The sequence below is a fragment of the Arthrobacter sp. Cr_A7 genome (assembly GCF_029222765.1).
Classification (GTDB): Bacteria; Actinomycetota; Actinomycetes; order Actinomycetales; family Micrococcaceae; genus Arthrobacter.
Map to the genome: position 1 here is coordinate 1 of NZ_JARHXQ010000374.1, position 11,919 is coordinate 11,919.

Sequence of the window (11,919 nt, forward strand, 5' to 3'; positions counted from 1 at the left end):
TTTAAGCAGGCCAGAGGCATTAGCCTCTGGCCTGCTGTGGTTTTCCGGGCACGGCGAGGGGCTGCTGGACGGCATCGAAAACCTCACGCCTGAACCGACGGAAGTAAGCGACCCGCCTGGTGACGCATGTACGCTACCGGGTGGTTCCCAGCGCCTGGGCGGAAACAAGGCGCCGCCTCTGGCTTCTTGACTCTGGCCCGCGCCGACTCAGGAGTGGGCGGCAGCATCCCGGGTGGTGGTCCGGATCCGATACAGGCTGGTGGTCGCGGTGATGTAGAGGTCCTGGCCGTCCGGTCCCCCGAAGCAAACGTTCGATACTCTTTCGGGTATTGGAAAGGTTTCCAGGAGATCGAAGGACGGGGAGTAGACGCGCACTGCCTCCCCGGCAGAAGTCCAGATCCTGCCGTGGACGTCCACCCTCAGCCCATCGGCAGCCTGGCCTTCTTCAAGCTCGAGAGAGGTTCCGTTGCGGTGGCAGAAGCCATCGAGCACATCGTAGGCGACGATTCGCAACGGGACGCCACGAGCCGGCCCGGCGGTGTCCGTAACGTAAAGGACCGACTCGTCCGGTGAGAAGGCCAGCCCGTTCGGATACACGAGCTCCGTGATCACAGCAGTGAGGGTCCCCGAAACGGGCTCGAACCGGAAAACGTAGCAGCCGCCGTACTCCTGCTCTCCCTCGTGCCCTTCCTTGGTGCCCGGCAGGATCCCGTATGGCGGGTCAGTGAACCAGACACTGGAGTCGCGGGCAATCACGACGTCGTTGGGCGAGTTCAGCCGGCACCCCTGGAAGGAATCAACCAGCCCTGTCACAGCTCCCCCGCGGTCACGCTCAACCCGGCGGCGCCCGTGGCTGCACTGAACAACAGTTCCGTCGGCGTCGAGGGTCCGGCCATTGGTGAATTCCACCCCCTGGCCGTATTCACGGGTCATTCCTGTGGCGGGGCTGAACTCAAGGATGCGGTCATTCGGAATATCGCTCCAGCGGACCGTCTGCGACGACGGCACCCATACGGGACCCTCAGCCCATACCGAGCCCGTGAACACGCACTCCAACCCGCCAACGGTCAGTTCAGCACCCATCCTTGCCCTTCTGTATCCAGTGCGCACCCTTCACAGCCCTTATCCTGCCTATCTGGTTTGGCCAAGACAAGACAGCGGGGCCACCCGTAAGGTGACCCTGCTGCACATGCGATGTGGTGGCGCCGTCGTTTGCTGCGAACGCCGTTACAAGTGGATGTCAGTGGCCGCCGCGCCACTTCTTCCCGGAGTCAACAACCTGTACTGCGGCGGCCAAGGTGCCGTCAGCCAGGCTGCCCCAGGCATAAATGATCGTGTTTTTGCCGCCCTCGACGGTGACGTCGACCGGCCCGATCACGGGGGCGGTTGTTCCGGCGGCGGCAACGGAGGCTGAGATGGTGCCGGCCTTCAGCTTCAGGGTCGCCTCGTCAGGATTGCTGAGCCCTTCGATCACTGCGGTTCCACCGGCCAGGACGTCGACGGCGGGGGCTGCGGCTACGTGCCTGACCGTCAGCTTGCCTTTATTGTCGTTGCGGGGAGCCTTGGTGTCGTTGGTGAAGAGTGTGGCTGTTGGGGCACCGCCGGCGTCGAGGTGGGCCACCGCTGTGTAATTTCCGCCGTTGTCGAGTTCAACGGTAACGGGTCCGATCACCGGATTGTCGGCGTTGGGGGCGTCGGAGCCGGTGATGGCGATTTTGTAGTCGCCGGCTGCAAGTTCCAGGGGACCGGCCAGGCTTTCGGGTGTGAAGTCGTCCAGGGTCAGTTTGCCGTTGACCCACACGTCCACGGTTAAGTCGGGTACAGCGTGCAGGACCGAGAGCTTGGCTGGGTCCTCACCGTGGTGGTGCCAGCCTCCGGCCTGGGCTGGAGCCGCGAAGGTCAGTGCGGCTGCGAGCGACAGCGCTCCGGCGGCGATGGGTGTTTTGCGCATTTCAAACTCCTCAGAGGGATGCCCGGGGACGGGCTGTGTTTGTGCTGACACCTCTACTACCGGCGGACTGTCCTCTGTGGATGCAAATTCATGAATCTTCTTAAACGCGGGGCTGGTTACGTCACCCCGCTGTTCCTACGCCAGCATGACTGTGCCGTTCGTCGGCAGCCCGTCCGGGAACACGATGGGAACCGGGGCAGCCACTGCCGGGTCGGGGGAGTCCATCGCCTGCAGGTGAAGGTGCGGCTCGGTGCTGTTGCCGGAGTTGCCACAGGTCCCCACCGGATCGCCGGGTACAACCGCCTGGCCCGGTTGTACGCAGATGCTCCCGCGCTTGAGGTGGCACAGGGCGATGAACACCCCGTTGCTTTCGAGGACCACGTGATTGCCCGCCAGGCCAACCCAGCCTCTGCGCACCCTGCCGGCCTGGGTGGCTGCGTAGCCGATCGACGGAAAGCCACGGAAGCTCCCGTGATCCGTTTCGCCGTCATGGACCGTCCTCACCGTCCCTGCCACCGGAGCGATCACAGGCCGCCCGAACCCGATGAACTTCTCCGGCCGCTCGGGCCGGAAGGCCGACAGCAGGCTGAACGGCGCAGAGCGTCCGCTGCCGTCGACCGGTGTGAAATCTATCGAATACCCCGTGCCGAACAGGTGCGTGCCGTGGCTGGGCACCCGGTTCGCGGGGGAGTTCTGCACCAGCCACCGGCCCCTGAACGGATAGGAGAGGTTCACCGTCATGCCCCGAGCCTAGGCCCGCCCGGTGCTCCCGGGCTTGTTCGCGGGTCAGAACTTTCAAGGCCCGGATCCGCGAACAAGCCCGGGACGGCCCCCCGGTTGTGCCGTGGGCGTCCTCCCCGCCCACAATAGGCACATGGCAAAAAGCAGCAAGGGCAGGATGCCGCGTCTGGAAGACGTGGCGGACGTTGCCGGCGTGTCCCATCAGACGGTCTCCAGGGTGGTCAACAACCATCCCAACGTCAGCAAGGCCACCCGCGAAAAAGTGGAGGCGGCCATTGCGGAGCTGGGGTACCGGCGGAACACCGCTGCCCGCAGCCTTGTAACCCGGCGCTCGCAGACCATCGGCGTGCTGGCCAGCGAGCTGGCCCAGTACGGCCCGGCCAACACGCTCCTGGGCGTGGAGCAGGCCGCCCGCGACGGCGGCTACTTTGTCAGCATCGCCGCGCTGCGCGAGGTCAGCCGCGACGCAATTTCGGACGCCGTCAGCCACTTCATGGACCAGGCCGTGGACGGGATCGTGGTGCTGGTGCCGCACTCGGACACCCTGTTGGCCCTTGACGAAATGGAGCTTTCAATTCCCGTGGTCGCAGTGGGGTCCCTCGGCAACAGCAACGTCAGCGGGGCAATGGTGGACCAGCGCCACGGCGCCAAGCTCGCCGTCGAACATCTCATCGGCCTGGGGCACCGGCAGATCGGCCACGTCTCCGGGCCGCCGGACTGGACGGACGCCGGCGAGCGGGCCGAAGGGTGGCGGGAGGCCCTCCGGGAGGCCGGGCTCCCTGACGGCCACCTGGCGGAAGGCGACTGGAGCGCCGGCAGTGGCTACGACATCGGCCGCACGCTCGCGGCTAAACGCAACGCCACGGCGGTTTTCGTGGGCAACGACCAGATGGCACTGGGCCTGCTGCGGGCGTTTGCCGAAGCGGGCGTCCGGGTGCCCGACGACGTCTCCGTCGTGGGCTTCGATGACCAGCCGGAATCGGGGTACTTCACCCCGCCCCTCACCACCGTCCGCCAGGACTTCGAGGAGCTCGGCCGGCGCTGCATGGACATCATGCTGAAGGAGATCGAAGCCGGGGCAGCCGTCAGCTCCACCGTTGTCACCCCGGAACTGGTCCTCCGGGCCAGCACCGCGCCGCCGGCCGCCGCCGGATAAGGGACCGCAGCGGCACACCGCAAAAATCCGCGCAAAGAATTTTCCATGAATCTGCATCCAACTCCGGGCCTGCGCCAGTAGTAGAGGTGTAAGCAAAAAACGCCCGCCAGCCGGGCCGATCAAGGAGAAGGACATGCGCAACACGATCTTCACAGCAGGTGCCGGTGCAGCGGCAATTGCGGCTGCAATCGCTCTCGCCGGCCCCGCCCAGGCAGCCGAAGGAGACGCCCAGCTCTCCGTGCTGCATGGCGTCCCCGGACTGACCGTGGACGTCTGGGTCAACGGCGAACGCACCCTGGACGACTTCACCCCGGGCACCCTGGCCGGACCGCTCGCCCTGCCGGCCGGAGCCTATGACCTGGCCATCACGGCCTCGGATGCCGCCGACGCTTCCGCCGCCGTCATCGGGCCCGTCAGCGTAACCCTGGCCGCCAACGGAAACTACACCGCCGTCGCCAACCTGGACGCCGCAGGAAAGCCCACCGCCAACCTCTTCACCAATAACGTGTCGCAGATCGAAGCTGGCAAGGGCAAGCTGACCGTCCGCCATACCGCGGCTGCCCCCGCCGTTGATGTCCTGGCCGGTGGCACCGCCGTCATCAGCAACCTGGCCAACCCCAGCGAGCAGACCCTCACGCTGGATCCCGGAACCATCCCGGCAGCAGTTGCCGCCGCCGGCACCACCGCCCCGGTGATCGGCCCGGCCGATGTCACCGTTGCCGAAGGTACGCACACCATCGTCTACGCGTGGGGCAGCCTGACGGACAAGAACCTGCAGCTTGCGGTCCAGACCATCGAAGGCCTGCACTCCGCTCCGGGTTCAGTACCGGGCGCCCTTGACGGCTCCGCCAAGACGGCAGCGGTAGAACCCGCCGCCATCGCCCTCGGCTTCGGCGCCATCGCGATCGCCCTCCTGTTCGGCGGCATGGGTGCAGCCCGGGCACTGGGCGGACTGCGCAAGCAGCGGTAACAAGAAAAAGCAGTAACAGCAGTTTTTACGAACTGCAGGAGTAGGCCGGCTGCCCGGGGCAATCCGGGCGGCCGGCCATCATCCATCGAAATACCAGCAATCCTCCGGTGATGCGGGAAAGGCCAGCGAGATGAACAGAGGTACGGCGACGGCAGGGGAGTCCCGCCGTCGTTCTTTCGATTTTGCGGGTGCTGCCTTCCTCGTGGCGGCCGCGCTGCTTCTTCCCGCCTGTGCCCCGGCCGGTCCCACCCCGCCGCAACCTCCGGCCGCAGCTTCCAGCCCCGCGGCCACCCCCACTCCGGCTGCCACGGTGGACCGAACAACCTCCCCGCCTGCGCCTCCCGCCACCACCGCTACCGCGGCAGCGCCGGAAGCGGCGGCGCCGGTCGTCCCGGTCCGGCCCGCCACCCCACCGGCCGCGGCGCCACAAGAGCCGGCCCCAACGACCCTGACCGTCGCCGGAACGTCGATCGACTTCCCCGTGGTACCCGGGGGAGTGTCGGACGAAGGTGCGATGGAGATCCCGGACGCGTTCGACCAGGCCGCCTGGTACCGGTTTGGCCCTGCTCCCGGAGCAACAGCCGGCACTGCCGTGATCGCAGGCCACATCGACACAAAGTCGGACAATGCACCGTTTTCGCAGCTGAAATCGCTGGCCGCAGGAACAACCATCCGCGTGGGGCGTGATGGTGCTCCCGCCCTGAACTACCGGGTGGTCAAGGTCGAATTGATGGCCAAGGACAGCTTTGACGGCGAGGCACTGTTCCGCAGGTCCGGGCCGCACGAACTGAAAGTGGTGACCTGCGGCGGCAGGTGGCTGGACGAGCGGATGGACTACAGCGACAATGTGATTGTCACCGCGGTCCTTGAATGAGCGGTGAGCCAGCCGTGATTCTCGCCACCGATGCCGGGAAGGAGTCCCTCGTGACACTTCCTGGGCAGCCTTCCCGTGGATGGGAAGACGGGCTGACCGATTCCTTCCTTGCGGGGGATGAGCAGGCACTGGCTACCGCCTACCGTGAATTTGCGCCGCTGGTCCACACCCTGGCCCTGCGCTCGCTGGCGGACCGTGCGGCTGCCGACGACGTAACCCAGGAAGTCTTCATCCGGGTCTGGCGCTCCCGGGGCACGTTCAATCCGCAGGTGGCACGGCTCCCGGCCTGGATCGTGGGCATCACCCGGAACGTCATCTCGGACATGCACTCCGCGTCCGCACGGGAAGCGCGCAAGGCCGTGGCGGCAGTGGGTGCCGGGATGGCCGATGAAGCAGGTCCGGGAACCGAGGCCGCCGAGGCGCTGGCGGACCGGCTGCTGCTGGACGGGGAACTGGACAGGTTGGGCGAACCCCAGGGCTCCATCATGAAACTCGCCTTTTACGAAGACCTGACGCACGAGCAGATTTCGCGGAAACTGGACCTGCCCCTTGGTACGGTCAAGAGCCACATCCGCCGCAGCCTGACGCACCTAAGGAAAAGATTGGAGGTTGACCATGCCGCACCTTGATCCGGAAGAGTTGAGCCTCCTTGCCCTGTATGGCGACTGGGAGGACGAGGCCAGCAGGGAGCACCTGAGGGTCTGCCCTTCCTGCGCCTCGGACTATGCGGCGCTGCGCCGCACCGTGGACGCCGTGAAAACGGCGCCGGACACCAGCAGCCTGTCCGTCCCCGGTCCGCAGGTATGGGCCGGCATTCACCGCGAACTTGGCCTGTCACCGTCGGTTCAGGAGGATCCGCTGAGTGCCGCCCGGCGTGACACCGAACGGCACGCCGCCCTGCCCCATGCGGAACGGCCGGATGCCGGCGGTGTGCAGTCCGCCACCCCTCGGGATGCGGATCAAGGTGCCGGCCCACAGGATGCCGACCCGCGACGTGCAGTGCGGGACGCTGGGCAGCAGGGCCGCGTCCCGCCGTCGGACGCTCACGCCCGCATCTACCCCCGAAAGAATCCCGCATGGTGGCAGCGCACCGGCACCTGGATGGCCGCCGCCGCGGCAGCGGTCCTGGTGGCCGTGGGCGGGATCTGGGCGTTCAACCGCCCGCTGCAGCCACAGCCGCTCGCGGAAGCCCAGCTGACGCCGCTTGCGGAGTACTCAGCCACGGGATCGGCGCGGGTGGTTGAAACGGCGGGCGGGGCACGAACCCTGGAAGTCACCCTCGACAAGGACGAGGCGCAGGGCTACCAGGAAGTGTGGCTGATCGCTCCCGATCTTTCGCGGCTGGTGAGCCTGGGCGTGATGAATGCGGACTCGGGGACGTTCCAGGTGCCCGAGGGACTGGAGCTCGCCGACTATCCCATCGTGGACGTCTCGGACGAACCCGTTGACGGCAACCCCGCGCACTCGAGCGTCAGCATCGTCAGGGGAACGCTCTCTTCCTGACGGGGCCCCTGCCGCCTCCTGAACGGGCCCTGCCGCCCGGGATTTTCAGTCCTTCCCGGCGCGGTCCTTCCGCCGTTCCTGCAAGAGCAGGCTCAACGTCCCCAGCTTGCTCCACTGCGTGACGACGGCCATGGTTACCAACGCGGCGGCCGTGTGCGCGTACAGCATGAGGTGCAGCGAATGCGGGGCCGCAGCTTCCTGGGATCCTGGTTCGGCCGGCGGAGCTCCCGCGTCATGCCCGTGCCCCGGCAGCGGGACGCCGGAAGAGATCGAGAAGGCGGCGAAGGCCAGGTGCAGGAGCTGCTGCGCGAGTCCGGCCGCCAGTAGGATTGCCCAGGCCGGGAGCTGCCGGGGCCCGACCATGGACGCGGCCATCCCGAGCAGCGCAGCCAGGGCCAGGACGATCAGGACCGCCGGGGACTGGCCGCCCGACGCCACGTGCGCGGCCCAGCCAAGTCCGGTTGCAAGGGGACCTGCCAGCCAGACCGGGGCGCCGCTCCCCGTGGGCACCGGGTGCCGGGGGTTGTGCATGTGGTTCCCCTGTCCGTTGAGGTCTGTCCCTGCCTCCTGTCCTTACCCATTCTGCAGCCCACGCATCCATGGGCTGCAGGGAAACTGCGGCAGATGGCTGTCGAGCTATTGACTTGGTTCTTGTTAGCGCTCACAATTAAGGCCAGGCCGCGATGTTGCGGCAGCTATTGGAGGAACATTCTTATGAACGCAGTGGACGGCTCGGACGTCTTTGTCATCGGCGTGGACTACGGGACCCTTTCCGGCCGCGCCGTCGTAGTGCGGGTGCGGGACGGCAAGGAGCTCGGCAGCGGCGTATTCGACTACCCGCATGCAGTGGTTACCGATGCCCTGCCCCGGGATGCGGCAGGGGGCGGGGCAGGCGTCCGGCTTCCCGGCGAATGGGCGCTGCAGGTGCCGAACGACTACCGGGATGTCCTGCGGAATGCCGTTCCCGCCGCCGTCGCGGACGCGGGGATCGACCCGGCCGCCGTCGTCGGAATTGCCACGGACTTTACCGCCTGCACCATGGTGCCGGTGAAGGCCGACGGTACCCCGCTGAACGAACTGCCCGGCTTTGCGGACCGGCCGCACGCCTATGTCAAGCTCTGGCGCCACCATGCGGCGCAGCCGCAGGCAGACCGGATCAACCAGCTGGCCGCCGAGCGCGGGGAGGAGTGGCTGCCCCGGTACGGTGGGCTGATTTCCTCTGAATGGGAGTTCGCCAAGGGCCTGCAGCTGCTGGAGGAGGATCCCGAAGCGTACGCCGAGATGGACCACTGGGTGGAAGCGGCCGACTGGATCGTGTGGCAGCTCTGCGGCCGGTATGTCCGCAACGCCTGTACGGCCGGCTACAAGGGGATCTACCAGGACGGGCGCTACCCGTCGGAGGACTTTCTGGCCGCCCTGAACCCGCAGTTCAAGGACTTCGTCAGCAGCAAGCTCGAGCACACCATCGGCCGGCTGGGCGACGCCGCCGGATACCTCACGGCCGAAGCGGCCGCGTGGACGGGGTTGCCGGAAGGCATCGCCGTTGCAGTAGGCAACGTGGATGCACACGTCACTGCCCCCGCAGCAAGGGCGGTGGACCCCGGCCAGCTGGTGGCGATCATGGGCACCTCCACCTGCCACGTCATGAACGGCACCGAACTCCACGAAGTCCCGGGCATGTGTGGCGTGGTGGACGGCGGCATCGTGGAGGGCCTCTGGGGCTACGAGGCCGGCCAGTCCGGCGTCGGCGATATCTTCGGCTGGTTCACCAAGTACGGAGTTCCGCCCGCGTACCACCAGGCCGCCGAGGCCGCGGGCCTGGGAATCCACGAATACCTCACCGAACTCGCCTCATCCCAAGCCATCGGCGAGCACGGCCTGATCGCCCTGGACTGGCACTCCGGCAACAGGTCAGTCCTGGTGGACCACGAGCTCTCCGGCATTGTGGTGGGCCAGACCCTCGCCACCAAGCCCGAGGATACCTACCGCGCCCTGCTCGAAGCCACCGCCTTCGGTACCCGCACCATCGTGGACGCTTTCCGTAACTCCGGCGTTCCGGTGAAGGAGTTCATCGTTGCCGGCGGGCTGCTCAAGAACAAGCTCCTGATGCAGATCTACGCGGACGCCACCGGGCTGCAGCTGTCCACCATCGGCTCAGAGCAGGGCCCGGCGCTCGGGTCCGCCATCCACGCCGCCGTCGCCGCCGGGAAGTACGCGGACATCCGGGCGGCCGCCGCCGCCATGGGAGCGGAGCCGGGCGAGGTGTACACCCCCATCCCGGAAAACGTGGCAGCGTACGACGAACTCTTCCAGGAGTACAAGACCCTGCATGACTACTTCGGCCGGGGAAGCAACGACGTGATGCACCGGCTCAAGGCCATCCAGCGCAGGGCGGCGGGCCCGCTCCCGGGTTCCCCGGCACCCACATCCCAGGTCGCCGAGGAGGTGTCCGCATGAGCCCGGAAATCCTTGGGACCATTGCACGGATCCGGGAAGAGGTCTGCGCCCTGCACGCCGAGCTGACCCGCTACGAACTGGTGGTGTGGACAGCGGGCAACGTCTCCGCCCGGGTACCGGGCCATGACCTGATGGTCATCAAGCCGTCAGGCGTGTCCTATGACGCCCTGACGCCGGAGCAGATGGTGGTCACCGACCTCTACGGCGTTCCGGTGGCGGGCAACGACGACGGCGAGTGGGGCAATCCGGCGCTGTCGCCGTCGTCGGACACGGCCGCGCATGCCTTCGTGTACCGGCACATGCCCGAGGTGGGCGGGGTGGTGCATACGCATTCCACCTACGCCACGGCCTGGGCCGCCCGCGGGGAGGCCATCCCGTGCGTGCTCACCATGATGAGCGACGAGTTCGGCGGGTCCATCCCCGTGGGGCCGTTCGCGCTGATCGGCGACGATTCGATCGGCCACGGCATCGTGGAGACGCTAAAGAACTCGAACTCGCCGGCGGTGCTGATGCAGAACCACGGTCCGTTCACCATCGGCAAGGACGCCGCATCGGCGGTGAAGGCGGCGGTGATGTGCGAGGAAGTGGCCCGTACCGTCCACATCTCGCGGCAACTGGGTGAGCCCGTGCCCATCGACCAGGGCCACATCGACTCGCTCTACGCCCGCTACCAGAACGTCTACGGCCAGTAACAGCCGGTCACCAACAACCCGGTAACAGCGCCCGCCGTTGTCACGAAACTTTTCCAGGAGAACCCATGAGCACTGCAGCAAACACCTCCCTCGACGGTTACGAGGTCTGGTTCCTCACCGGCAGCCAGCACCTCTACGGCGAGGACGTCCTCAAGCAGGTGGCAGCCCAGTCGCAGGAAATCGCCAACCAGCTCAACGCCAGCTCCGCCGTTCCGGTCCGGATCGTCTGGAAGCCGGTCCTGACCGACTCGGACGCCATCCGCCGCACCGCCCTCGAGGCCAACTCGGATGATTCCGTCATCGGCGTGACCGCCTGGATGCACACCTTCAGCCCCGCCAAGATGTGGATCCAGGGCCTGGACCTGCTCCGCAAGCCGCTCCTGCACCTGCACACCCAGGCCAACCGCGACCTGCCGTGGGCGGACATCGACTTCGACTTCATGAACCTCAACCAGGCGGCGCACGGTGACCGCGAGTTCGGGTACATCCAGTCCCGCCTGGGCATCGCCCGGAAGACCGTCGTCGGGCATGTGTCCAACCCCGAGGTGGCACGCCAGGTGGGCTCCTGGCAGCGCGCGGCCGCCGGCTGGGCCGCCGTTCGCACCCTGAAGCTGACCCGCTTCGGCGACAACATGCGCAACGTCGCCGTCACCGAAGGCGACAAGACCGAGGCCGAGCTGCGCTTCGGCGTCGCGGTCAACACGTGGTCAGTCAATGAGCTCGCCGACGCCGTGCACGGCGCTGCCGAGTCCGACGTCGACGCGCTGGTGGCAGAGTACGAGGACCTTTACGACGTGGTTCCGGAGCTCCGCGCAGGCGCAGCCCGCCACGAGTCCCTCCGTTGCGGTGCCCGGATCGAACTGGGACTGCGGAGCTTCCTGGAAGGGAACGGCTCCGCCGCTTTCACCACCTCTTTCGAGGACCTCGGAGCGCTCCGCCAGCTTCCCGGCCTGGCTGTCCAGCGGCTGATGGCTGCCGGTTACGGGTTCGGCGCCGAGGGTGACTGGAAGACCGCCATCCTGGTCCGCGCCGCGAAGGTCATGGGCGGTGACCTGCCCGGTGGTGCCTCCCTGATGGAGGACTACACCTACCACCTGGAACCCGGCGCGGAAAAGATCCTGGGTGCGCACATGCTGGAGGTCTGCCCGTCGCTGACCGCAGCGAAGCCCCGGCTTGAAATCCACCCGCTGGGCATCGGCGGCAAGGAGGACCCGGTCCGCCTGGTGTTCGACGCCGATGCCTCCCCGGGCGTCGTCGTCGCCCTGTCCGACATGCGGGACCGCTTCCGCCTGGTGGCCAACGCCGTCGACGTGGTGCCGCTGGACCAGCCGCTGCCCAACCTGCCCGTGGCACGCGCCCTCTGGCAGCCCAAACCGGACTTCGCCACCTCCGCCGCCGCCTGGCTCACCGCCGGCGCCGCGCACCACACCGTCCTGTCCACCCAGGTGGGCATGGACGTCTTCGAGGACTTCGCGGAGATCGCCAGGACGGAACTGCTCACCATCGACGAAGGCACCACCATCCGCCAGTTCAAGAAGGACCTGAACTGGAACGCCGCGTACTACAAGCTGGCCG

General features: G+C 67.2%; 13 protein-coding genes. 9 read left to right on the forward strand and 4 right to left on the reverse strand.

All coding sequences use genetic code 11. The features are described from left to right. Positions 1-190, forward strand: a 190-nt coding sequence (locus tag P2Q66_RS21765; RefSeq protein WP_275731476.1) for a hypothetical protein, incomplete at its 5' end; no start/stop codon positions are given. Between the two features lie 17 nt (positions 191-207). Here the strand turns inward: P2Q66_RS21765 and P2Q66_RS21770 are convergent. From P2Q66_RS21770 to P2Q66_RS21780, 3 genes are all read right to left on the reverse strand, one after another. Next, positions 208-1,083: an SMP-30/gluconolactonase/LRE family protein gene (locus P2Q66_RS21770; RefSeq protein ID WP_275731478.1), complete on the reverse strand. Its 876-nt coding sequence runs from the start codon at positions 1,081-1,083 to the stop codon at positions 208-210. A gap of 157 nt (positions 1,084-1,240) precedes the next feature. Then, positions 1,241-1,951, reverse strand: a complete 711-nt coding sequence (locus tag P2Q66_RS21775; protein ID WP_275731480.1) for a DUF4397 domain-containing protein — start codon at positions 1,949-1,951, stop codon at positions 1,241-1,243. Positions 1,952-2,086: 135 nt separating this feature from the next. Further along, complete coding sequence (locus tag P2Q66_RS21780; protein ID WP_275731483.1) at positions 2,087-2,692, reverse strand: M23 family metallopeptidase; 606 nt, start codon at positions 2,690-2,692, stop codon at positions 2,087-2,089. 133 nt (positions 2,693-2,825) lie between these two features. Between P2Q66_RS21780 and P2Q66_RS21785 the strand changes: the two genes are divergently transcribed. From P2Q66_RS21785 to P2Q66_RS21805, 5 genes are all read left to right on the forward strand, one after another. Then, positions 2,826-3,848 carry a LacI family DNA-binding transcriptional regulator gene (locus P2Q66_RS21785; RefSeq protein ID WP_275731485.1) on the forward strand — a complete coding sequence of 341 codons (1,023 nt, stop codon included), beginning with the start codon at positions 2,826-2,828 and terminating at the stop codon, positions 3,846-3,848. Positions 3,849-3,981: 133 nt separating this feature from the next. Further along, positions 3,982-4,818: a DUF4397 domain-containing protein gene (locus P2Q66_RS21790; RefSeq protein WP_275731487.1), complete on the forward strand. Its 837-nt coding sequence runs from the start codon at positions 3,982-3,984 to the stop codon at positions 4,816-4,818. Positions 4,819-4,948: 130 nt separating this feature from the next. After that, positions 4,949-5,692, forward strand: a complete 744-nt coding sequence (locus tag P2Q66_RS21795) for a class F sortase (RefSeq protein WP_275731489.1) — start codon at positions 4,949-4,951, stop codon at positions 5,690-5,692. A 50-nt stretch (positions 5,693-5,742) separates the two neighbouring features. Then, complete coding sequence (locus P2Q66_RS21800) at positions 5,743-6,321, forward strand: sigma-70 family RNA polymerase sigma factor (protein ID WP_079597006.1); 579 nt, start codon at positions 5,743-5,745, stop codon at positions 6,319-6,321. Next, positions 6,308-7,195, forward strand: coding sequence for an anti-sigma factor (locus P2Q66_RS21805; RefSeq protein ID WP_275731491.1), 888 nt, complete (start codon positions 6,308-6,310; stop codon positions 7,193-7,195). Before P2Q66_RS21800 ends, P2Q66_RS21805 begins: the two co-directional genes overlap by 14 nt. Before the next feature lie 45 nt (positions 7,196-7,240). Here P2Q66_RS21805 and P2Q66_RS21810 read toward each other — a convergent pair whose 3' ends face one another. Beyond that, positions 7,241-7,726, reverse strand: coding sequence for a hypothetical protein (locus P2Q66_RS21810; RefSeq protein WP_275731492.1), 486 nt, complete (start codon positions 7,724-7,726; stop codon positions 7,241-7,243). Positions 7,727-7,909: 183 nt separating this feature from the next. On the opposite strand from P2Q66_RS21810, the gene araB reads away from it, so the two are divergent. From araB to araA, 3 genes are all read left to right on the forward strand, one after another. Continuing rightward, on the forward strand, positions 7,910-9,652 hold the full coding sequence (gene araB, locus P2Q66_RS21815) for a ribulokinase (RefSeq protein WP_275731495.1): 1,743 nt from the start codon (positions 7,910-7,912) through the stop codon (positions 9,650-9,652). Then, positions 9,649-10,344, forward strand: coding sequence for an L-ribulose-5-phosphate 4-epimerase (locus P2Q66_RS21820; protein ID WP_275731498.1), 696 nt, complete (start codon positions 9,649-9,651; stop codon positions 10,342-10,344). The genes araB and P2Q66_RS21820 overlap by 4 nt, the downstream gene beginning before the upstream one ends. Positions 10,345-10,409: 65 nt before the next feature. Beyond that, positions 10,410-11,919 (forward strand): L-arabinose isomerase (araA, locus tag P2Q66_RS21825; protein ID WP_275731500.1); only part of this gene is annotated, 1,510 nt, incomplete at its 3' end.

Coding starts and splice junctions, on each gene's coding strand:
- P2Q66_RS21770 (WP_275731478.1), bottom strand. CDS start 1,083: ATGGGTGCTGAACTGACCGTTGGCGGGTTGGAGTGCGTGTTCACGGGC.
- P2Q66_RS21775 (WP_275731480.1), bottom strand. CDS start 1,951: ATGCGCAAAACACCCATCGCCGCCGGAGCGCTGTCGCTCGCAGCCGCA.
- P2Q66_RS21780 (WP_275731483.1), bottom strand. CDS start 2,692: ATGACGGTGAACCTCTCCTATCCGTTCAGGGGCCGGTGGCTGGTGCAG.
- P2Q66_RS21785 (WP_275731485.1), top strand. CDS start 2,826: ATGGCAAAAAGCAGCAAGGGCAGGATGCCGCGTCTGGAAGACGTGGCG.
- P2Q66_RS21790 (WP_275731487.1), top strand. CDS start 3,982: ATGCGCAACACGATCTTCACAGCAGGTGCCGGTGCAGCGGCAATTGCG.
- P2Q66_RS21795 (WP_275731489.1), top strand. CDS start 4,949: ATGAACAGAGGTACGGCGACGGCAGGGGAGTCCCGCCGTCGTTCTTTC.
- P2Q66_RS21805 (WP_275731491.1), top strand. CDS start 6,308: ATGCCGCACCTTGATCCGGAAGAGTTGAGCCTCCTTGCCCTGTATGGC.
- P2Q66_RS21810 (WP_275731492.1), bottom strand. CDS start 7,726: ATGCACAACCCCCGGCACCCGGTGCCCACGGGGAGCGGCGCCCCGGTC.
- araB (WP_275731495.1), top strand. CDS start 7,910: ATGAACGCAGTGGACGGCTCGGACGTCTTTGTCATCGGCGTGGACTAC.
- P2Q66_RS21820 (WP_275731498.1), top strand. CDS start 9,649: ATGAGCCCGGAAATCCTTGGGACCATTGCACGGATCCGGGAAGAGGTC.